Source organism: Citrobacter sp. Cpo126 (genome assembly GCF_030332445.1).
In the GTDB taxonomy this organism is placed as follows: Bacteria; Pseudomonadota; Gammaproteobacteria; order Enterobacterales; family Enterobacteriaceae; genus Citrobacter; species Citrobacter portucalensis.
Genome location: NZ_JAOWHT010000030.1, coordinates 232,294 through 253,564 on the forward strand (window position 1 = coordinate 232,294; position 21,271 = coordinate 253,564).

24 protein-coding genes and 3 tRNA genes are annotated in these 21,271 nt (G+C 51.7%); 14 read left to right on the forward strand and 13 right to left on the reverse strand.

Annotation, left to right across the window (positions count from 1 at the left end; genetic code table 11):
• Nucleotides 1–17: 17 nt before the first annotated feature.
• From opgB to OGY17_RS09060, 6 genes are all read right to left on the reverse strand, one after another.
• Nucleotides 18–2,309 carry a phosphatidylglycerol--membrane-oligosaccharide glycerophosphotransferase gene (gene opgB, locus OGY17_RS09035; protein WP_008786114.1) on the reverse strand — a complete coding sequence of 764 codons (2,292 nt, stop codon included), beginning with the start codon at nt 2,307–2,309 and terminating at the stop codon, nt 18–20.
• Nucleotides 2,310–2,539: 230 nt separating this feature from the next.
• Nucleotides 2,540–3,031, reverse strand: a complete 492-nt coding sequence (locus tag OGY17_RS09040; protein ID WP_048236182.1) for a YjjA family protein — start codon at nt 3,029–3,031, stop codon at nt 2,540–2,542.
• A 70-nt stretch (nt 3,032–3,101) separates the two neighbouring features.
• The gene (dnaC, locus tag OGY17_RS09045; RefSeq protein WP_003019133.1) at nt 3,102–3,839 is read right to left on the reverse strand and encodes a replicative helicase loader DnaC; all 738 of its coding nucleotides are present in this window, start codon (nt 3,837–3,839) and stop codon (nt 3,102–3,104) included.
• A 2-nt stretch (nt 3,840–3,841) separates the two neighbouring features.
• Nucleotides 3,842–4,381: a primosomal protein DnaT gene (dnaT, locus tag OGY17_RS09050; protein ID WP_008786116.1), complete on the reverse strand. Its 540-nt coding sequence runs from the start codon at nt 4,379–4,381 to the stop codon at nt 3,842–3,844.
• Nucleotides 4,382–4,505: 124 nt separating this feature from the next.
• Complete coding sequence (locus OGY17_RS09055) at nt 4,506–4,979, reverse strand: threonine/serine exporter (RefSeq protein ID WP_020996241.1); 474 nt, start codon at nt 4,977–4,979, stop codon at nt 4,506–4,508.
• On the reverse strand, nt 4,970–5,746 hold the full coding sequence (locus tag OGY17_RS09060; RefSeq protein ID WP_003830006.1) for a threonine/serine exporter family protein: 777 nt from the start codon (nt 5,744–5,746) through the stop codon (nt 4,970–4,972). The genes OGY17_RS09055 and OGY17_RS09060 overlap by 10 nt, the downstream gene beginning before the upstream one ends.
• Nucleotides 5,747–6,205: 459 nt before the next feature.
• Here OGY17_RS09060 and OGY17_RS09065 point away from each other — a divergent pair, with 459 nt between their 5' ends.
• Together OGY17_RS09065 and bglJ are read left to right on the forward strand one after the other, a co-directional pair.
• A complete protein-coding gene (locus tag OGY17_RS09065; protein ID WP_008786119.1) occupies nt 6,206–6,931 on the forward strand; it encodes a helix-turn-helix transcriptional regulator in 726 nt (241 codons plus the stop codon).
• A complete protein-coding gene (gene bglJ / locus OGY17_RS09070) occupies nt 6,892–7,569 on the forward strand; it encodes a DNA-binding transcriptional activator BglJ (protein ID WP_008786120.1) in 678 nt (225 codons plus the stop codon). Before OGY17_RS09065 ends, bglJ begins: the two co-directional genes overlap by 40 nt.
• Before the next feature lie 57 nt (nt 7,570–7,626).
• Here the strand turns inward: bglJ and OGY17_RS09075 are convergent, their stop codons facing one another.
• Nucleotides 7,627–8,085: a YbaK/EbsC family protein gene (locus OGY17_RS09075; protein ID WP_048236181.1), complete on the reverse strand. Its 459-nt coding sequence runs from the start codon at nt 8,083–8,085 to the stop codon at nt 7,627–7,629.
• Between the two features lie 235 nt (nt 8,086–8,320).
• Here OGY17_RS09075 and OGY17_RS09080 point away from each other — a divergent pair, with 235 nt between their 5' ends.
• A complete protein-coding gene (locus tag OGY17_RS09080; RefSeq protein WP_020996240.1) occupies nt 8,321–8,464 on the forward strand; it encodes a hypothetical protein in 144 nt (47 codons plus the stop codon).
• Entirely contained in the window at nt 8,454–9,797 is a 1,344-nt protein-coding gene (locus tag OGY17_RS09085) for a PTS cellobiose transporter subunit IIC (protein ID WP_003829998.1), read from the forward strand. The genes OGY17_RS09080 and OGY17_RS09085 overlap by 11 nt, the downstream gene beginning before the upstream one ends.
• Nucleotides 9,798–9,826: 29 nt before the next feature.
• Here OGY17_RS09085 and fhuF read toward each other — a convergent pair whose 3' ends face one another.
• Both fhuF and OGY17_RS09095 read right to left on the reverse strand, forming a co-directional pair.
• Nucleotides 9,827–10,615: a siderophore-iron reductase FhuF gene (fhuF, locus tag OGY17_RS09090; RefSeq protein ID WP_048236180.1), complete on the reverse strand. Its 789-nt coding sequence runs from the start codon at nt 10,613–10,615 to the stop codon at nt 9,827–9,829.
• A 108-nt stretch (nt 10,616–10,723) separates the two neighbouring features.
• Complete coding sequence (locus OGY17_RS09095; RefSeq protein WP_003829994.1) at nt 10,724–11,800, reverse strand: GGDEF domain-containing protein; 1,077 nt, start codon at nt 11,798–11,800, stop codon at nt 10,724–10,726.
• 255 nt (nt 11,801–12,055) lie between these two features.
• Between OGY17_RS09095 and OGY17_RS09100 the strand changes: the two genes are divergently transcribed.
• Nucleotides 12,056–12,292: a DUF1435 domain-containing protein gene (locus OGY17_RS09100; RefSeq protein WP_003019100.1), complete on the forward strand. Its 237-nt coding sequence runs from the start codon at nt 12,056–12,058 to the stop codon at nt 12,290–12,292.
• A 39-nt stretch (nt 12,293–12,331) separates the two neighbouring features.
• Here OGY17_RS09100 and OGY17_RS09105 read toward each other — a convergent pair.
• From OGY17_RS09105 to rsmC, 4 genes are all read right to left on the reverse strand, one after another.
• A tRNA-Leu gene (locus OGY17_RS09105) sits at nt 12,332–12,417 on the reverse strand.
• 32 nt (nt 12,418–12,449) lie between these two features.
• Nucleotides 12,450–12,535 (reverse strand) — tRNA-Leu (locus OGY17_RS09110).
• A 28-nt stretch (nt 12,536–12,563) separates the two neighbouring features.
• Nucleotides 12,564–12,650: transfer RNA gene (locus OGY17_RS09115), tRNA-Leu, on the reverse strand.
• Nucleotides 12,651–12,872: 222 nt separating this feature from the next.
• On the reverse strand, nt 12,873–13,904 hold the full coding sequence (gene rsmC, locus OGY17_RS09120; RefSeq protein WP_008786123.1) for a 16S rRNA (guanine(1207)-N(2))-methyltransferase RsmC: 1,032 nt from the start codon (nt 13,902–13,904) through the stop codon (nt 12,873–12,875).
• Nucleotides 13,905–14,007: 103 nt separating this feature from the next.
• Here rsmC and holD point away from each other — a divergent pair, with 103 nt between their 5' ends.
• From holD to OGY17_RS09165, 9 genes are all read left to right on the forward strand, one after another.
• The gene (gene holD, locus OGY17_RS09125; protein WP_286606977.1) at nt 14,008–14,421 is read left to right on the forward strand and encodes a DNA polymerase III subunit psi; all 414 of its coding nucleotides are present in this window, start codon (nt 14,008–14,010) and stop codon (nt 14,419–14,421) included.
• Nucleotides 14,390–14,836 (forward strand): ribosomal protein S18-alanine N-acetyltransferase, encoded by a 447-nt coding sequence (gene rimI, locus OGY17_RS09130; protein WP_003829985.1) that lies wholly within the window; start codon nt 14,390–14,392, stop codon nt 14,834–14,836. The genes holD and rimI overlap by 32 nt, the downstream gene beginning before the upstream one ends.
• A gap of 14 nt (nt 14,837–14,850) precedes the next feature.
• Nucleotides 14,851–15,531, forward strand: coding sequence for a pyrimidine 5'-nucleotidase (gene yjjG, locus OGY17_RS09135; protein WP_286606991.1), 681 nt, complete (start codon nt 14,851–14,853; stop codon nt 15,529–15,531).
• 92 nt (nt 15,532–15,623) lie between these two features.
• A complete protein-coding gene (gene prfC, locus OGY17_RS09140; protein WP_003829982.1) occupies nt 15,624–17,213 on the forward strand; it encodes a peptide chain release factor 3 in 1,590 nt (529 codons plus the stop codon).
• 308 nt (nt 17,214–17,521) lie between these two features.
• Nucleotides 17,522–18,139, forward strand: a complete 618-nt coding sequence (gene osmY / locus OGY17_RS09145; protein ID WP_048214994.1) for a molecular chaperone OsmY — start codon at nt 17,522–17,524, stop codon at nt 18,137–18,139.
• A 127-nt stretch (nt 18,140–18,266) separates the two neighbouring features.
• Nucleotides 18,267–18,428 carry a DUF1328 domain-containing protein gene (locus OGY17_RS09150; protein WP_003019081.1) on the forward strand — a complete coding sequence of 54 codons (162 nt, stop codon included), beginning with the start codon at nt 18,267–18,269 and terminating at the stop codon, nt 18,426–18,428.
• 244 nt (nt 18,429–18,672) lie between these two features.
• The gene (locus OGY17_RS09155) at nt 18,673–19,746 is read left to right on the forward strand and encodes a patatin-like phospholipase family protein (RefSeq protein ID WP_286606979.1); all 1,074 of its coding nucleotides are present in this window, start codon (nt 18,673–18,675) and stop codon (nt 19,744–19,746) included.
• Nucleotides 19,743–20,519 carry a metal-dependent hydrolase gene (locus tag OGY17_RS09160; protein ID WP_286606982.1) on the forward strand — a complete coding sequence of 259 codons (777 nt, stop codon included), beginning with the start codon at nt 19,743–19,745 and terminating at the stop codon, nt 20,517–20,519. Before OGY17_RS09155 ends, OGY17_RS09160 begins: the two co-directional genes overlap by 4 nt.
• Nucleotides 20,520–20,816: 297 nt before the next feature.
• A partial coding sequence (locus OGY17_RS09165; RefSeq protein ID WP_267445968.1) for an IS110 family transposase occupies nt 20,817–21,271 on the forward strand: 455 nt, incomplete at its 3' end.

Consider the following 21,271-nt stretch of genomic DNA (forward strand, 5'->3'; position numbering starts at 1 on the left):
CTATCAGGCCTTTCATGTTACGAACCCTGAGCCACGACTTTGATTTCAACCATCCCGATCCCCAGCTTACGCGGTGAGTGACCGAGAATATTGCCCTCGTTGGTGGCGACCGGATCGGGTGGAACAATTACCAGCGTATCGGCATCCGCCGGGTTATCAAAATGTAAGGTGGTGGTGCTGACGTCATGGCCTAACACCAGCGTCTGCTCCTCGTTGCCAACGCGCACGGGGATCGGGCGATTGGCATTGTCACCGAAGGCTTTCGCGGTAATGACCAGATCGAATTTCTTCGGTAGCGGGGCTTTGTACTCAATCGTTACTTCTTCGCTGAGCTGCGCATTGGACCAGCGTCCCCAGGATTCGGGGCGTGAAATGCCGCTAAACTGTTTGACCTCTTCCGGCGCGCCCGCCACGTTGAAAACGAAGCTATCTGCTTTGTAGCGAATGTCATTATCGACAATTTTCAGCGTATCGACGTTACCTTTATAGCGCTCCATGTCGATCACCGTGTCTTTAAATACGGTTTTACTTTTCCACTTGGCTTTATCGACGTGCTGTACGATTTGCTGTCCGCCCAGTTGCCCCTGTGATACGCACCAATCGGTAGAGAGTGCCAGCTCCGGCGCCCACAGTTGCGCCATTTTGTAGCAGCGATCGACCCAGACGAAGTTATCGCGTGGGGCGAAATCTGCCAGCTGGAAGCGCAGCGGGGCAGAGTATTCGCTTTCCGGCAGCGGCTCGACGCGTTTGTCCGATACGCGCAGCAGCAGCGGCAGGCGGAAATGACTGCCGGAGAAAGAGATCATATTTTTGTCCTGGTCGACGGTGAACTCTTTCATCTCTTTCGGGAAATTCCACAGGCGAATGATATCGGGCTTCCACGCCAGCATTTTTTCTTTGATGTTCAGGAACACTTCCGAGACGGATTCGCTCGACAAGCTGCTGCGGCCAAGGCCGATAAAGTTATCGCCGCCGAGAATATCCAGTACCGTTGCGCCGTTATCCATCGTGTTACGCTTTACCGCCAGCGTGTCCTGTTGCGGTTGATCGCCGCGCAGTACGAAGAACAGGTTGTTGCGGTCCTGCTTGTTCAGATACTTCCATGCGGTGTTGTTCATCGCCAGATGATCGGAAGACACCACGATAACGGTATCTTTAAACCACGGCGATGCTTTGATTTTATTGATAAATTCGGCAATGTTTTCCTGGCTGCAGCTGACCGCGCTGAACGATTGGTTGGCCTTCCCGTCGATGTCATAACGTTTACGGTTGCAGCTACGGGAGATAAATCCATCCGGATGATGGGTATCCACGGTCAGGGTAAACAGTGAAAAACGCTGGCCCGAGCGCGAAAGCTCTTCGAATTTTTTCCACGCTTCGTCCAGCACGGTATCGTCGTAGAAGCCCCAGTCGTTACGATAGGTCGGGTCCGCCACCACGCTTTTTAACTCTTCCGCACCATACAGATGGTCAAAGCCGTGAGATTTCAGGAACACGTCTTTGCCAGCAAAGCGCAGGTTGGCACCCTGCACAAAGTAGTTCTGATAGCCGGAGTTTTTCAGGATATCGCCCAGACAAATATTGTTAGGGAAGAAACTTGAAACCGACGCAGAGGCGTTGCCTTCAAACGGCGCAAACAGCGGAATACCGCACTGGGAGGCGACCATGCCCGCGATGGTGTAATCCGTACCCGGCAGCTGCATGGTATTGCTGAAATCCAGACCTTCGTTTTTCAACGCGCCGAGTTCCGGGGTCAGATCCGGGAACGCGTCGTTATTAAAATAGGTGCGTTCGAGGCTCTCACCGTAGATATACACCAGGTTCAGCTTCGGATTGGGAATGGTTTTCGATGGCTCTTTATAATACGTCGGGAAATCCGGGTCGCCATCGCGTGACTGCGACTTCACCAGTTCGGTTATCTGGTGAAACGCCGGGCTGGCGTCAACGGAGGCCAGCGCCAGCAGCAGGGCCAGCAGACTGTAACCCACATGATGTGGATGATGGCGACGGCGGCGTAGGATCCAGCCGAGAGCGACAAAAACGGTAGTCAGCGCCAGCGCGATCCCAACGCCCGGCAGGATATATTTGCCGATGCCTGCGCCGGTCAGGCTGTTGGTCAGCGTATAGAGAACCGCGTCATTGATCCCGTCGCCGGTGAAATAGTCACTGGCATAAAGCGTGATATTCAAGACAATAAAAATCCCCAGCACCGTTAACGTGGCGGCAAACCACCAGGTGTTGCGACCCGCTTTCCAGGCATAAATCAGCACTGAAGCGAGAAACAGAGTGATGGAGATTAATTCTGACAACGGTCGATCCTCAGTAAACCGGGCAATTGCCTGGCAGGCTAATCATTTGGTGAGAGAACAATGTAATAGCGTTGTTACATTGCTGCAATTGTAGTGACATTAAATTACGTTGTTATTCAGAATTGGTTTAGATATGCGCGTTTTTGTGGAGAAATACTGTTTATTTGGAATGTGAATGTATTGTCGAAAATAAATAGATGCCGCGCAGGTTATACGCGGCATGTCGTGCGTCAGGAAATGAAGTTCATGCCCTGTTTTAACACCAGATCGCAAGCCTTGGTTTTTACCTGCTGTGCCAGTGAGCTGTTACCGATCGTGCTCAGGTTCAGCTGTTGACCATCTTTGGCGTTGAGCAGACCCTGAATACCGTCCATATAGTTGGTATCTTGTTTCTGCTCTGGCGCGCTGAGTCCCAGTTTATCCAGCACCTGGTTTTTGACGTTTTGCGCGTCGGTGACCGAGGCCAGTTTCTGTTTAGCGCAGTATTCCAGGATCCCGGCGACGTTATTCATGCTGCTGGAGGTCAAAGACTGATTGCTGCCGTTCAGCAGGCTGGTCAGGGAAGAGAGCGACGAGCTGCTTTGCGAGCCGGAGCTTTGTTTGCTCAGCTCACTGGCCGCGCTGGAGAGCGAATCCTGCCAGGAGGCGGCGAAAACGCTGGTGGAGATGAGCGTGCTGGCGGCAAGCGCACAGCACAGCAGACGTTTGGTAGTTTTCATCATTATATGCAACTCGTGTTATGCCTTTTCAGCGCAGTATAGCGCTGGCAGTCTTAGGAGTGGTCCTAATACGTTAATACTCTTTACCGGTTACCCGACTACGGTAGCTTTCCCAGTTAAAAATGACCCACAGACTGTTGCCAAGGCGCATACGATCCATCACGCGCTCACCCAGCAGCTTGTTCATTTCATCCATATTGCTGTTAGTTAACATACCGGTCGGACGTTTTGAGGACGAACGGCGATCGACAATCTGATTAATGATCACTTTTTCATAGCGGGATTCGGTCTGCATGCCGATCTCGTCGATCACCAGCAGATCCACATTGCTCAGATCGTTGAGCAGCTGTTCTTCGCTGGTTTCACGATTACTGAACGTTTCTTTCATCGCCGACATGATATCGGCCACGGTAATGATCAACACCGACTTGCCGCGCAGCAGCAGTTCGTTGCAGATGGCGGCGGCTAAATGGTTTTTGCCGGTGCCGGGTTTGCCGGAGAAGATAAAGCTGGCGATGTTGCCGTCAAACTCTTCAACATACTGGCGGGCTTTGCTCAGGGCGTTCATCTGACCTTCGCACTCTACCCGATAGTTTTCGAACGAACAGTTCTGATGCAGCGGACGGATACCGGAACGGTTGAATGTGCGCTGCATTTTCATAGCCCGGTTTTCGCGGGCCAGCGCTGCGGCACGAATTTCACCTTGCTCTTTTTGCCATGCCAGCAGTTCTTCGCCCGTTTTAAAGGCGGGCTCGACATTAGGTGGCATCATTTTTTGCAGACGTTTCATCAGGTCGCCAACGTTTTTCATCGTTATCCTCTAAAACCCGGTGGAATGTGGCTGTCAGGTTCACTGACGCTGTTCACATCGCGCTTTGGCATTCCGCCATTGCTGGCCCTTCCAATCTGAATGCTGCGCGCCAGTTTTTGCTGCCACTGAATATGGTGAAAGACTTTTCCTTCAGCCTGCCAGTAGGCAACAAATGAGGCCAGCTCTTCAGCAGTAACCGGCTCTCTCAACGCTACGCCCCATAAAGCAGCCTGACGCTGAAAATCGGCATCAGGCTGCCAGGCAGCGTACATCGCAAATTTCCCCATTGGTACGGCAACGGGAGCGGCTTGCGGCTCTTCATAAAATTGATCATCTAATGTCACATCGCTTCCCGGGCGTGACAGTTTCTCCTCAAGCGCCAACAGCTCAGCCAGTCTCGCAGGCGTCACCGCGTAAAACGCTGGCGCATTGTTAGCGAATACGGCTACGGCGCCACCCGCAGACTTGGCCAGCACGGCGTGGTGATCGTGTAGTAAGGCGTCAATGCTAGTGACGTCTGGCGTCAAAATTTTGCAGGGCATAATGTTTCTCAATACTGAACAACAACCGAGAAGGGGACTGCTTTTATAGTAACACAGAGAAGAAGGAGAGCAGCAGATGAGGGGGAGATTCCCCTCTCTGCAGGGCATTAAAGAAAGTGCACCGTCAAACGCGCGGGCGTTTGCGATACAGCCATAACCCTGGCACGGATAGTCCGATGGAGAGCGCGCCGACGATCGATGAGGCTTTCAGGAAATTGGTCAGCAGGGTGATCATCAGCGCTTCGCTGTAGCCAAAATGACCGATTTTTACCGCCGAGATCATGGCGGTGTAGGCGGAGATCCCAGGGAACATCGGGATCACTGCCGCAACGGTAAAGACTTTCGGATGTGCCAGATACCAACGCGACCACTGGATCCCAATGCAGCCGACCAGCAACGATGCCATAAAGGTCGACCATTCGATATTAAACCCTGCGCTCATCATTACCATTCGCGAACCGTGGCCGAGCGCGCCGAGTAACGCACACCAGGGGAGCGCCCGATGAGGGACATTAAATACCATGGCAAAGCCTACCGCCGGGATCGCCGACAGGATCATGTCCTGCATTAACGCCAATATGAAATCGATCACGCCCATCCGCGCAGCCCCCATAAGGTCATCGACATGACTACGCCAATGCAGGTCGCCAGTGTAAGCAAACTGGCAATCGCCCAGCGGGCGAGCCCGGTATTAATGTGTCCCTTAAACATATCCGCGACGGAGTTGATCAGCGGAAAGCCCGGAACCAGCAGCAGCACGCTGGCGGCCATGGCGATGGTCGGGGTGTGGTTAAACGTCGGTAGCGTCAGCAGCAGACCAGAAATCGTTGTCGCCACAAACGCGGTGATGCAAAAGTTAATTTGCGGGTGCAAATGCCGGGACGCCAGAATCTGGCGGATATACATTGCCACCATGCTGGCGAAAAAGGTGATCACCGCACCATCCCATCCGCCGTTATTGAGCTTACAAAAGCAGGCGCAGGACAAGCCGACCATGAAGGCGACCAGCCATCTTGGATAGCGTAGCGGCTTAATCTGGCTAAAGCGTTTCTCTACCCCTTTAATATCCAGCAGTTTATGTTCCGCCAAAATGACAATGTGCTGCACTTCCGTCACGACGTGCATATTAATGCCGCGATCCTGATTTTTTCGCGTTGATGTCAGGCATTGCCCGTCTTTAATAGTGGTCAGGACGATAGCGTTAGAGGAGATGGCGCTTTCTACGCTATCCATGCCAAGTGCCAGCCCGAGGCGGGTGGATAACTCGTCAACCAGAGCGCTTTCTGCCCCATGCTGAAGTAAAAAAAGTCCGCATTGAATACATAACCGTGTAACCGTTCGCTGTGACGACTGCTCTGTTTGCATGGCTCGCTCTGACTGAAAAGGATCTCTTTGAGTGACGAATGTCTTCTTTTTATCATGAAGCGTGAGCCCGCTGGCTCTGGCTAAGATCAATCTTTGTGTCGAAAAAAGACACAGGTGATACGGTTGTGGCATCTTAACGCTCCCGTTCGCTAAGTTACGAGGGGGGAGACATGATTGAAATGTAGCGTTATTTTCCCGGATGGCAAATACGTAAGCCATGCTAACGATCTATTGTAGTTATTATAATTGTACAGATAATGTATTTATACGTAATTGTGCAATAATAGCTTAGAATTTGGCACTATTTGGATGGTGCCGTCAATACTTTTTGAAATAAATACCAAGGATAACAATTCACCCCGCTTATTGTTCGGAGTATTTTCCTGTGAGTTAAGATTATTAATCCACCCGGGAGAATTTAATTAAGTACGATTGCGGACTGGTGAGTGTGGAGGGGATATGTTGCCAGGACGCTGCAAAAACGCAATTATTATTAGTAAATCACCGATTATACAAACTGGGCTTAAAGGTATAATGCAGGGAAAGTTCTCCGATTACGAACTTACCTACTGTCGTTCTGTTGAAGAACTGACGTTATTACAGCTACGGTGTGCTGATTTGGTAATTGCTGATTTAACCGGAGACTGCAATCATCCACGTGCAGTTTGCGAACAATATTATTCTTTATTATCTCAATACCGTGATATTCACTGGGTATTTCTCGTATCTCGTATCTTTTATCCTCTGGCGGTTGAACTACTGATGTGTCCTGTCAGCTCGCTGCTCTCTGACGCCGAGCCGATTGAAAGTTTAGTGAATGTCATTCACGCGGGAAATACACGAGCAGAGAGGATAAGCAAGGCGCTGCTCTCTCCGCCTGCTATGCCGCAATTGTTAGACCATAGCGCACGATCTATCGTTCTCACTCTCTCTGAAAGAAAAGTATTGCGCCTCCTTGGGAAAGGATGGGGGATTAACCAGATTGCGGCGTTGCTGAAAAAAAGCAATAAAACAATCAGTGCCCAAAAGAATAGCGCTATGCGTCGCTTGTCGATAAATAGCAATGCAGAAATGTATGCCTGGATAAATAGTTCTCAAGGATCGCGAGAACTTAATTTACCTTCAGTTTATGGAGAAACCACAGAATGGAAAGCAGAATCATCAAAAGAAACGTTGCACTGGTAGAAAAGTGCACGATGAGCAGCGTGGGTATTAAGAGTTTATTTAATACCATGCCGGATGACCAATATAAACTTCATCTCTTTTCAAACCAGCCCGCTTTTAGCCAGGCAATGTTAAAGATGTCGTTTTCGGCAGTTATTTTTTCCCTCTCTGCAATCAGAACCGATCGAAGAGCAGGGTTGACCTATTTAACGGAGCTGGCGATAAATTATCCGCGGATTCGCCGTGTGGTGATTGCCGATGATGACGCTGAAGCGCGTTTAATTGGTTCCCTGTCCCCCTTGCCGTTAGATGGCGTTGTGAGTAAAGCTTCTTCGTTAACGGTGTTGCAGGACGCGTTATTTACGGCGTTAAGCAGCCCTGGCCGGGGAACCGAAGGCACGAAAAACCATTGGTATATTAATCAAAGCCGTATGCTCAGCCCGACAGAACGAGAAATACTGCGCTTTATGTCGAATGGTTATTCGATGCCACAGATTGCTGTTCAGCTTGAACGGAACATCAAAACCATTCGGGCACACAAATTTAATGTGATGTCCAAACTGGGGGTCAGCTCGGATGCCGGGTTATTGGATGCCGCCGACATCCTGTTGTATCTGCGTGCCGGCGAGCCAGCGCCTTTTATGCAGGCGGTTTCGTGACGGGCAACGTTGACGTGTTTCTTGCCGGGCTTGGCAGCCGGTTTAGCGCGTGAAACATTACTGACACACGTCAACCCAGGTGGCAGAAGTCAGTTCAACCATCCTTTCAGGCGTGATGCGAACCGCGCTGTGGATGGCACCTGCGGCAGGCAGCACTTCAGCGTAGTGTTTCAGAGAAACATCACAGTACACTGATATCGGTGTTTCTAATCCGAAGGGGCAAACGCCGCCAACGGGGTGCCCCGTCGCGTTCACGACCTCATCACTACTTAACATTCGGGCTTTGGCACCGAACGTACTCTTAAGCTTTTTATTATCCAGTCGGGCATCGCCTTTTGCCACGACCAGGATGATATCGTTCTTCACCTTTAGCGAAAGTGTTTTCGCTATTTGGCCAGGTTCAACGTTATGGGCTTTTGCTGCCAGATCAACGGTTGCTGTGCTCTGGTTTAATTCGATTATCTCGATATCTGGTGCATGTTGCGCCAGGAATTGGCGTACTGATTGCAAACTCATTCTTCTCTCCCTATCGCTTACAGATAGCCCTGCACAGCAGAAAACTGCAGGATGTAATTTGTCATAGGGGCAACCACACTGTAAATATTTTATTGTAACAACATAGCAACATTAGCAGTTTTTCGATCGTCTTCACAATCAAAGAAACCGGTTACAGTAACCGGTTGCAGAATGCTGAAATGACGATTAATACTGAAGTTGTCACTTCCTCTGTATCACATAATAAGAGCCATCTATGAAACTTAACTCGAAAAGCGGTAGCGCTGGTGTTCCTCCCGGCACGGTTGCGAAAAGTGGTAATGGGCTTTACGTGGTGGCGGTGTTGATGCCAGCACGGTTGCAGGGTTTTGCACAACGGGAGAACGGCTATGTCTACTAACCATGCTGTGTTTAACGTGATTTTCCGCTTTGTTGAAAATTACGTCAGCCCTGTTGCCGGGCGCATCTCTTCACAACGACATGTAATGGCCATTCGCGACGGTTTTATTTCGGCGATGCCTTTTATGATTGTAGGCTCTTTTCTGCTGGTTTTTGCCTACCCGCCTTTTTCTCCGGATACCACTTGGGGATTTGCTCGCGCGTGGCTGGATCTGGCAAAACAGTTTGAAGGCCAAATCCTCACACCGTTTGATATGACGATGGGGATTATGTCGGTCTACATATGTGCGGCTATTGCTTATAACCTGGGCAAGCACTATGTGAAGTCGCATCAGTTAGATCCGTTTATGTGTGCGATGCTATCAATCATGGCTTTTTTGCTGATTGCCGCGCCAAAAACCAAAGGCACAATGCCGGTTGATAGCCTGGGAGGAACGGGGATTTTCACCGCCATCCTGGTGGCCATTTACTGTGTTGAAATGATGCGCTTCCTGAAGGCGCACAACATCGGCATCCGTTTACCCGATCAGGTGCCGCCGATGATCAAAAACTCTTTCGATCTGCTGATCCCGGTGCTGGTGGTAGTACTGACGCTGTACCCGCTGAGTCTGGTGATACAGTCGCAGTTTGACATGCTGATCCCGCAGGCCATTATGGCCATTTTTAAACCATTGGTGTCGGCTGCAGATTCTCTCCCGGCGATACTTCTGGCGGTATTGATTGGACATCTATTGTGGTTTGCGGGTATTCACGGCGCGGCAATTGTGTCGGGAATGCTGCAAATGTTCTGGCTAACTAATCTTGGGATGAACCAGTCGGCGCTGGCGCAGGGCGCGCCGTTACCGCATATCTTTATGGAAGCGTTCTGGACGTTCTTTATTGTGGTCGGAGGGTCAGGTGCAACAATGGGGTTGGTGATTTGCTATCTGCGTAGTCGTTCGGCTCATCTACGCTCGATTGGGCGTCTGAGCGTAGTCCCCAGCATTTTTAATATTAACGAACCGGTGATTTTTGGTACGCCGATTGTCATGAACCCGGTGTTTTTTATCCCCTTCCTGCTGGCCCCGATGGTTAATGCGGTACTGGCCTGGGCGGCGATGAAACTGGATTTAATTGGGCGGGTCATTTCAGTGGTTCCCTGGACCGCACCGGCACCGGTTGGAGCTGCATGGGCATTAGGCTGGGATTATCGTGCGGCTATTCTGGTGGTGCTGTTGGCGCTGGTGTCGGCCGTGATCTACTTCCCGTTCTTTAAGGTCTACGAAAAGCAGCTATTGGCGCAGGAAAAAGAAGAGGCGCAGCGTATGGAAGAGGAAAACCAGCAGGTTGCATAAATATCTGGCGAGGGGCTACGGCTCCTCGCTTACTTCAGCGTGCAGTCTCCGCATTGCTGAACGTCAGGCAGGCGATAGCGTTGGCAGCAGGTTTTGCGTACTAACAGCCCCTCACGCGGAACAACGGTTCGCCACAGAGGGTTATCCTGACCGCAGGAGAGTTGTTTCTCAAAAAAGCAGGTCTGGCGCAGCGTGGTCAGCAGTTCCTCACCTAGCAACGGCTTCATTTCCGTTAGATACCAGTGAATTAAATATCCGGTGTTGCTCCAGATAAGCTTCGCGTTGATCTCGCCCGTCGCTTCCAGCGCCTGCACAACCGGCGTCAGCGCTGAGAGAATCAGCGTTTCCATGCGTTGTTGAGGGGACAGAGCTGTTGCCTGGTGATCCTGATGGACGTCGATCCAGAAGCAGGCCGCACGGCCCGTTTCGTGAAACTCTACGCGCATATGTTCAGGAGAGACGTCGATAGCCTCTTTTTGCGTCAGTAGGGCCACCATTAACGGAGGCATCATCAGGCCGATATACCATTGCGCCCAAAGAGAAATCAGGGGCTTATTTTCGCGGGGTAGCGTGGGTTGGTTGCGATAGATATGGTCTGAATAAACGGCCAGCAGTGAGCTAAGCGTCGCCGGTTGCGTCCATTCATGCAGCGTCATTGCACCTGGCACAGGTGTTTCGTCAAGACGAATGAAGTCCAGCAGGTGCTCGCGAGTTTTGGCTATCGTTGCGCGTACGGCAGCAGCCAGCGAGGGCATCTCTGAGGGGAGATGGCTACGCCAGATGACATCTTCAACGATCGGTGCGGAACGATAAGCCATGTCGATATAAGGATGTTAATCTTAATGATAATGATTGCTAATCCTATAATTGACATTGAGCGATGGCAAGATCTTTGTCGCCATCCCGAGCGGCAGCGCACAGAAAGCTCAGGTAGAGGGGCAGTTTACCCGCAGCTCATCGCTGACCAGGGTATTGTTACGCCCAAGATTCTTGGCCTCGTAAAGGGCTTTATCCGCTTTGGCGATAGCAGCATCAATATCCTGTTCTACCAGAGGTGCAATGCCGATACTGACGGTTACGTTGGTTGCCACGCTCTCATTAAACATGTGAGGGATTTTAAGGTCGTACACTTTCTGGCGGATACGTTCGGCGGCAGCCTGGGCCTGCTGTGGATCGACCGCAGTCAGCAAAATCATAAATTCTTCACCGCCAAAACGCGCCACCACGTCCCGGGAGCGTACGGAGTCTCGGATGGCGGCAGAAACACGGATCAACGCCTGGTCGCCCATCATATGTCCGTAATGATCGTTATAGGATTTGAAATGGTCGATATCCAGCAGCAGAACGAAGTGCCTCGAATTACTCAGAGCCAACAGCGTATCGAGCCGGTGTTGCAGCCCCCGGCGATTATACAAACCGGTTAGCGGGTCGAGCATGCTGAGCCCGTTCAGGGTTTCCCTTTCCTCCAGCAGTTTGTACATCAGTTGCTGAGCGAATCCATCGTAGCGCTTTTGTATCACATGCTGGATGGCGATACCGGCCATAGGCAGCGCCATAAAATAGAAAATCCGCAAACCATGTTCGCTGCCGTTAAGCCATAAACAAACGGCGACGGAGGGGAGTGAGTGGAGCGTAAACGCGATGATATTATTGGCAAAAGCGATAGAGCCAATAAACAGTACGCTGAGCAGCGCTATTAACAGGAAATAATAATCATTCTGACCTAGAGCGTTATATTTCAAGAATATATGTAACGCCCATAACAAGCCAAAAACGATTGAAATAAAAGGGAGATTAATTCTTTTATCCGCGTATTTCCCATGCCATACCAGCAGCAGTGTACTCATCACCAGCATCAGCAACGCCGGTACTGATAAGGCTTTGACCGCAAACAGTGGGAAAAAAAGCGTAAACAGCGCGGAGACTGCGTTGAGCAGTAGAAACAGTCGTAAAGAGAGTTGGTATTTTTTTGTGCGCAGAGTTCGCCAGGATTGTACTGTCATAGGTAAATATTGTTAGTTATCTGCAATGTACGAAGGTGTGTTGGTAAATAAAACAAATAACGAACGGGGTATCATTCGCAGAGGTTTTTATTGTTTTTAGTTGAAGAGCTAACCGCTGAGCAATTTATCACCTTGGATTATTCATGTCATCAATCGTTAAGTAAAACTCATATAATTGATAGTGCTTCACGGCTGACAAATGAGAAATTTTATCATATGATATTGGTTATCATTATCAATGTCATAGGTGAAATCATGTTGCAACGTACGCTGGGCAGTGGATGGGGTGTTCTGCTGCCGGGAATGCTGATTGCCGGGATGGCATATAGCGACCTGTCGGTCTACGTATGGAAGGTGATGATTGTATTAGGATTACTGCTGACTTCGCTCATGCTGTACCACAAACGTTTACGGCACTTTGTTTTGTTACCTTCATGCGCGGCACTGATTGGTGGCATTGTTTTGGTAATGATGAACTGGAATCAGGGATGAACAAAACAGAGAAGGAAATCGAGAGGGAAATAAGATAATTGGTGCGAGGGGGGGGACTCGAACCCCCACATCCTAAGGACACTAACACCTGAAGCTAGCGCGTCTACCAATTCCGCCACCTTCGCACAGTCATCTTATTTTTTTGATATCGCCTCGTTGGTGCGAGGGGGGGGACTCGAACCCCCACATCCTAAGGACACTAACACCTGAAGCTAGCGCGTCTACCAATTCCGCCACCTTCGCCCAGTGCGAGCAATATCAACGTGGATTATGGTGCGAGGGGGGGGACTTGAACCCCCACGTCCGAAAGGACACTAACACCTGAAGCTAGCGCGTCTACCAATTCCGCCACCTTCGCATACCATCGACACTCAAAAAGTATCGTTACCACGGGGGCGAATTCTAGAGATTTTATGCAGGGCGTCAACAGTTAATTTTCGAACTTAACGTGATTGCCGAAAAAAAAGGCGTTTCTTCGGTTTTTGGCGTTTTATGTAGGCCGGATAAGCGATAGCGCCATCCGGCGTTGCTCGGTGTCACGCCGGATGGCGGCGTAAACGCCTTATCTGGCCTGGAGCAGTTAGGCTTTTTTCGCCTGGCGCGTCATCACGGTGCGATAGACCTTGAAACGTCCGGTCTGCGCGATAACTTCATGGAAGCCAAACACTTCATCCAGAACCTTCGGATAAGGCAGGAAGGCGTTTGCCACGATACGCAGTTCACCACCGCTGTTGAGATGACGCACTGCGCCACGAATCAGCGTTTGTGCGGCATCAAGGCTGGTCTGCATTCCGTCGTGGAACGGCGGGTTGGAGATGATCATATCAAATCGACCCGTCACGTCAGAAAAGACGTTACTGGCGATGACGTCACCTTCAATGCCGTTAGCTGCAAGCGTTGCGCGGCTGGCTTCAACGGCGGCTGCGCTAACATCGCACAGGGTTAAGCGCACTTTCGGCGAGTGGCTGGCTAAGGCGACGGAGAGAACGCCTGCGCCACAGCCGACATCCAGCACTTTGCCTTTGGTGTGCGGCGTCAGCGTGGAGAGCAGCAGTTGGCTGCCAACATCCAGACCGTCACGGCTGAAGACGCCCGGCAGCGTTTTGATGGTCAGATTTTCTGTCTGGTATTCATCCCAGTATTTTTCTGCATCAAAGACCGGCTGTTTTTCCAGACGACCGTGGTACAGGCCACAGCGACGTGCGCTGTCGACTTTGTTTAACGGTGCGTATTCGGCCAGCATCTGCTCTGCGCTACGTACACCGCTGCGATTCTCACCGACAACAAAAATATCGGTGCCCACCGGTAACAGCGACAGAATGTTCATCAACTGGAACTGGGCTTCCGGCTTATTCTTCGGCCAGTAGTAGATCAGCGTATCGCTATCGGCAACGTCATCGGCCTGCGCGACGAGGCTGAAGCGGACGTTGTCGCCCATCTGGCGGTTAAGCACCTGCCAGTGGTGAAGTTGCTGGGTGTGCGCACGGCTTGCGGCGCTTTCAAAATGGGCAGGCAGGTCATCCTGCAAATCACCGGCAAACAGAATACGGCTTTGTTCGAAATCATCACTGTGGCGCAGCAAGACTTCACTTGCCGGGGTAAAAGCAGACATGGAATGCTCCTTAAATTGTACAGCGGGGGATTATAGTTGTTTGATGGCACGGATTCGACAAATTTGCTATATTTGCGCCCCTGATAGACAGGAGTGTTTCGCTATGACATCCCGACGAGACTGGCAGTTACAGCAACTGGGCATTACGCAGTGGTCGTTGCGTCGTCCTGGCGCACTGCAGGGCGAGATCGCGATTTCCATTCCTGCGCATGTCCGTTTGGTGATGGTTGCTGCACAGTTACCCGCGCTAACCGAACCGTTGATCAGCGATATTTTACGTGCATTAACCGTTAGCCCGGATCAGGTTTTACAACTGACGCCTGACCGTGTCGCCATGCTGCCGCAAGGCAGTCGCTGTAATAGCTGGCGGCTGGGAACCGAAGAGTCGCTGCTGCTGGAGGGCGCTCAGGTCGAGAGTCCTGCGTTTAATGAATTACGGGAAAACCCAGCGGCACGCGCCGCGTTATGGCAACAAATCTGCGCATATGAACACGATTTCTTCCCTCGAGCCGACTGATTTACCCGCAGCATTTCAGATTGAAAAACGCGCCCACGCTTTTCCGTGGAGTGAAAAAACATTTGCCAGCAACCAGGGCGATCGCTACCTCAATTTTCAGTTGAGGGTTGACGACGTGATGGCCGCCTTTGCAATTACGCAGGTCGTACTGGATGAAGCGACGTTGTTCAATATCGCCGTCGATCCTGACTTTCAGCGCCGGGGCCTGGGGCGTGAGCTGCTGGAGCACCTGATCGATGAGCTGGAAAAGCGTGGCATTTTGACCCTGTGGCTTGAAGTGCGCGCCTCGAATGCGGCCGCTATCGCGCTGTACGAAAGCTTAGGCTTTAACGAGGCGACGATCCGTCGCAACTACTATCCAACGGCCGATGGTCACGAAGACGCCATCATCATGGCGTTGCCAATCAGCATGTAAGACAAGGTGTAATGATGAAGAAGTGGGACTGTATTTTCTTTGATGCCGACGAAACGCTGTTTACGTTTGACTCGTTTACCGGCTTACAGCGGATGTTTCTCGACTATAGCATTACCTTTACCGCTGAAGATTTTCAGGACTACCAGGCCGTGAATAAACCGCTGTGGGTGGATTACCAAAACGGCGCGATTACCTCATTACAACTGCAGCATGCCCGTTTTCAGAGCTGGGCCGAACGCCTGAAGGTTGAACCGGGCCAGCTTAATGACGCATTCATCAATGCGATGGCGGAGATCTGCTCACCGTTGCCGGGGGCGGTTTCTCTGCTCAATGCGATTCGTGATAAAACGAAAATAGGCATCATTACTAACGGCTTTACCGCGTTGCAGCAAATCCGCCTTGAGCGGACGGGGCTGCGCGACTATTTCGACCTGCTGGTGATTTCTGAGCAGGTTGGGGTGGCAAAACCCGACCCCCGTATTTTTGACCATGCGCTGGAGCAGGCGGGTAATCCTGACCGTTCTCGCGTGCTGATGGTGGGTGACACCGCAGAGTCCGATATTCTTGGCGGCATTAACGCCGGGCTATCCACCTGCTGGCTAAATACGCACCACCGCGAGCAGCCAGCGGGCATTCAGCCGACCTGGACCGTAGCGTCATTAAGCGAACTGGAGCAGCTCCTGTGTAAACACTGATTGCCTCCCCCCCGTTGATGGGTAAAATAGCCGCAATTTTTCGTATTCAACTTGCCCGGCCCGTTGCCGTGCTTACCTAAGAAGATTTGACTATGACGTTGTCTCCTTATTTGCAAGAGGTGGCCAAACGCCGCACTTTTGCCATTATTTCTCACCCGGATGCCGGTAAAACGACAATTACTGAAAAGGTACTGTTATTCGGACAGGCCATTCAGACCGCCGGTACGGTAAAAGGCCGTGGCTCCAGCCAGCATGCAAAATCTGACTGGATGGAAATGGAAAAGCAGCGTGGTATCTCCATTACCACCTCTGTGATGCAGTTTCCGTATCATGACTGCCTGGTGAACCTGCTGGACACCCCGGGGCACGAAGACTTCTCCGAAGATACCTATCGTACTCTGACGGCGGTGGACTGCTGCCTGATGGTTATCGATGCCGCAAAAGGCGTCGAGGATCGTACCCGTAAGCTGATGGAAGTTACCCGTCTGCGCGATACGCCGATCCTGACCTTTATGAACAAACTCGACCGTGACATCCGCGATCCGATGGAGCTGCTGGATGAAGTCGAGAACGAACTGAAAATCGGCTGTGCGCCAATCACCTGGCCGATTGGCTGCGGTAAGTTGTTCAAAGGTGTCTATCACCTTTATAAAGATGAAACTTACCTGTATCAGACCGGTAAAGGCCACACCATTCAGGAAGTGCGTGTTGTTAAAGGTCTGAACAACCCGGAACTTGATGCTGCCGTGGGTGAAGACCTGGCGCAGCAGCTGCGTGACGAGCTGGAGCTGGTGCAGGGCGCGTCCAATGAGTTCGACCATGAGCTGTTCCTCGCGGGCGAAATCACCCCGGTCTTCTTCGGTACCGCGCTGGGTAACTTCGGCGTTGACCATATGCTGGACGGCTTAGTGGAGTGGGCGCCTGCGCCGATGCCGCGTAAAACCGACACCCGCGTCGTCGAAGCCTCAGAAGAGAAGTTCACCGGTTTCGTGTTTAAAATTCAGGCCAACATGGACCCGAAACACCGTGACCGCGTGGCGTTCATGCGTGTGGTATCCGGCAAGTATGAGAAAGGCATGAAAATGCGCCAGGTGCGCATTGGTAAAGACGTGGTGATCTCCGACGCACTCACCTTTATGGCCGGTGACCGTTCTCATGTGGAAGAAGCGTATCCGGGCGATATTCTCGGTCTGCATAACCACGGCACTATCCAGATCGGTGATACCTTTACCCAGGGCGAAATGATGAAGTTCACCGGTATTCCGAACTTCGCACCGGAGCTGTTCCGTCGTATTCGCCTGAAGGATCCATTGAAGCAGAAACAGCTGCTGAAAGGACTGGTTCAACTGTCAGAAGAGGGCGCTGTGCAGGTATTCCGTCCGATCGCCAATAACGATTTGATCGTGGGCGCGGTGGGTGTGCTGCAGTTTGACGTGGTGGTTTCACGTCTGAAGAGCGAGTACAACGTTGAAGCGATTTATGAATCTGTCAACGTGGCGACTGCGCGCTGGGTAGAATGTTCTGACGTGAAGAAATTCGAAGAATTTAAGCGTAAGAACGAAATTCAGCTGGCGCTGGATGGCGGCGATAACCTCACCTATATCGCACCAACCATGGTTAACCTGAATCTCACCCAGGAACGTTACCCGGACGTTCAGTTCCGTAAAACACGCGAACACTAATCGACCTTCCAGGGCACGGTATCCGCCGTGTCCTGCAACTTTTCCTGTCTTTTAAATCCCTTGCGGAATGTTCTTAAAACCTCGCGTTTTTCTTTTGTTTGCCTGTTTTTTAATCAATTCTGACTGCGATCACGAAATCGTGAACTATATTTAACAATGTGATGACATAAATATCGGCGTTAAATGCTTTTTAGGCTGCCTGTTGCAGCGTCTATTGCTGATATTTATTCCACTTACAAGATTAGTTGCTGGTTCAGGCCGTGTAACGGCAGAGCATAGCTTTTAGCAAAACATACAGGAATACATCGATGACAATGACAGGACTTAAGATTTCTAAAACGCTGCTGGCCGTGATGCTGACCTCCGCTGTTGCAACGGGTTCTGCTTATGCAGAAAACGCCACGATGGATAAAGCGCAATCCGGCGTCGAAAGTGCGGGGCAGAAAGTCGATAGCTCTATGAACAAAGTCGGTAATTTCATGGATGACAGCACCATCACCGCGAAAGTAAAAGCCGCGCTGGTGGACCACGAAAGCATTAAGAGCACCGATATTTCCGTCAAAACAGATCAAAAGGTGGTGACACTAAGCGGGTTTGTTGAAAGCCAGGCACAGGCCGAAGAAGCGGTGAAAGTGGCGAAAGGCGTTGAGGGTGTGACCTCCGTTAGCGACAAACTGCACGTGCGTGATAGTAAAGAAACCTCCGTTAAAGGCTATGCGGGCGATACGGCAATCACCAGTGAGGTAAAAGCCAAGCTGCTGGCCGATGATATCGTCCCTTCCCGGAAGGTGAAAGTTGAGACCACCGAGGGCGTAGTGCAACTTTCAGGCACCGTCGATTCACAGGCTCAAAGCGATCGTGCTGAGAGCATCGCCAAAGCGATTGATGGCGTGAAAAGCGTCAAAAACGATCTCAAAACTCAGTAATTAGACTTAATTCGTCCTCCTGACGTTTGTCGGGAGGCGTGTTGTGCACCACACTGAAAATATCGCCGATGGGCAGCCTGAGCGCTCATATCAAGCGGTGAAATTAACTATGGTAAAGGAGAAGCATATGTTTCGATGGGGCATCATATTTCTGGTTATCGCGTTAATTGCCGCCGCACTCGGTTTTGGTGGACTGGCGGGTACTGCAGCCGGCGCAGCGAAAATTGTGTTTGTGGTGGGGATCATTCTGTTTTTGGTCAGCCTGTTTACCGGGCGTAAACGACCCTAGCCCATCCCCTTTATTCTTCAAGCTACAGGTGCGTTGGCTGCGCGCGCTCACCCGAATCACTTACCAGAGTAAGCTCATCGGGACTCACGCACTTGCCGTCTTCCTGTAACTCGAATTATTTTGGGGATTAACCGTAAAGATATCTTGCTACTAAGCCAGTCCATTGGACTGGCTTTTACGGTTTTAGCGTCAGGCAATTTGCGTTACTTTGTTGCTCTATTACAAAAACAACAGGAAGGCAGAGGTGGGGCAGAGAATACCCGTCACGCTCGGTAATATTGCGCCGTTATCGTTACGTCCGTTTCAACCAGGCAGTGTGGCGCTGGTGTGCGAGGGTGGGGGACAAAGAGGTATCTTTACCGCTGGCGTACTGGATGAATTCATGCGCGCGCAGTTTAATCCTTTTGAGCTCTTCTACGGGACGTCCGCTGGCGCGCAAAACCTTTCAGCCTATCTCTGTAACCAGCCCGGTTACGGTCGCAAAGTTATTATGCGATACACCACCCGACGCGAATTTTTTGACCCGGTGCGCTTTGTGCGCGGGGGAAACTTAATCGATCTCGACTGGCTGGTGGATTCGACTGCGTCCCAGATGCCGCTGGCAATGGATAACGCCGAGCGCCTGTTTGCCGCAGGGAAAGCGTTTTATATGTGCGCCTGTCGGGGCGATGATTACACGCCCGGCTATTTTTCGCCGAACCGGCAAAACTGGCTCGACCTCATTCGAGCCTCCAGCGCGATTCCCGGGTTCTACCGCACAGGGGTTGTATTGGACGGCGTGAACTATCTGGATGGAGGAGTTAGTGATGCCATACCTGTGCAGGAGGCAGCGAAGCAGGGGGCAAAAACGTTGGTAGTGATTCGCACTGTGCCTTCGCAAATGTACTACACCCCGCAGTGGTTCAAACGTATGGAGCGCTGGTTGGGTGAAAGTAGCCTGCAACCGTTTCTGAATCTGGTGCAGCATCATGAGACCAGCTATCGTGCTATCCAGAGTTTTATTGAGAAGCCGCCGGGCAAGCTGCGTATTTTTGAGATCTATCCGCCAAAACCACTCCATAGCATGGCGTTGGGCAGCCGTATTCCGGCACTGAGGGAAGATTACAAAACCGGACGCCTGTGCGGTCGTTACTTTCTGGCGACAGTCGGCAAACTGCTGGCGAAAAATGCGCCGCTGCCTCGTCAGACGCCGAAGATTGTGGTGCCGGGGCCGGTGGTAGTTCCTCCCGCGCCGGTGGCCAACGATGCCCATGTGCCAGTGGTGACCGATGCGCCTCAGGCGAACGACACAACGTTTGATAATGAGGATTTGGCGTGAGTTATCGTTTTATCGATACGCATTGTCACTTTGATTTCCCGCCGTTTACCGGCGATGAATCTGCCAGCATTCAGCGCGCGGCGGAGGTTGGTGTACAGAGCATTATCGTTCCGGCCACCCAGGCGGCGAATTTTCCCCGCGTACTGGCGTTAGCGGAAAATTATCCTCCATTGTTTGCCGCGCTTGGTCTGCATCCCATTGTTATTGAACAACATAGCGATGACTGCCTGGACCAGTTGCAACAGGAGCTGGATAAGCGCCCACAAAAGCTGGTGGCGGTAGGCGAGATTGGATTGGATCTGTATCGGGACGATCCGCAATTCGATAAGCAAGAGCGGGTGCTGGAAGCGCAGCTAAAGCTGGCGAAGCGGTATGAATTGCCGGTGATCCTGCATTCGCGGCGCACCCATGACAAGCTGGCGATGCACTTGAAACGTCATGCTTTGCCGCGAACTGGCGTGGTGCATGGTTTTTCCGGGAGCGTGCAGCAGGCAGAGCGCTTTGTGCAACTGGGATACAAAATTGGCGTGGGAGGCACCATTACCTATCCGCGCGCCAGTAAAACCCGCGAGGTAATAGCGCAACTGCCGCTGGAATCGCTGTTGCTGGAAACCGACGCGCCGGATATGCCGCTCAACGGCTTTCAGGGGCAGCCTAACCGCCCGGAGCAGGTAGTCAGAGTCTTCGACGTCTTATGCGAACTGCGCCCGGAACCTGCGGACGTGATCGCTGACGCGCTGTATCGTAATACCGCGGCGCTGTTTAACATGTGATTGGATGGCGTACCCAGCCTACAAAAGTGTCCGCTTCGTAGGCCTGATAAGCGAAGCGCATCAGGCATAACTTCGCCGGATGGCGGCTGCGTCTTATCCGGCCTTGTATTATCCTCTCTGTGCAGAGAGGGCCGGCCAGTTCTCCCTGCCATGCCGTCCGCATGCCGTATCCGGCCTTAGGTTAACAACCTGTATTGTAGATTTATGCAGCGGACTGCCGTTCTCCACAAGTGACAAACCGGACAGTATCATGGACCGGTTTTCCCGGTAATCCGCATTCACAAGGTTGGTCTCACTATGGAACAGGAACTTCATTTTATCGGTATTGACGTCTCTAAAGCCAAGCTGGATGTCGATGTGCTGCGTCCCGATGGCCGTCACCGCAGTAAAAAATTTGCGAACACCCTGAAGGGCCACAATGAACTCCTCCACTGGCTCAACAGCCATAACGTGGCGCCGGCGCATATCTGTATGGAAGCCACCAGTACGTATATGGAAGACGTGGCCGCCCATCTCAGTGATGCCGGATTCACCGTCTCCATCATCAATCCTGCCCTCGGCAAAGCCTTCGCACAGAGCGAGGGGCTGCGCAGCAAAACCGATGCCGTTGATGCCCGCATGCTGGCAGAGTTTTGCCGTCAGAAGCGCCCGGCAGTCTGGGAAGCTCCGCATCCGGTTGAACGGGCGTTACGGGCACTGGTGCTGCGCCATCAGTCACTGACGGATATGCGTACGCAGGAACTGAATCGCCT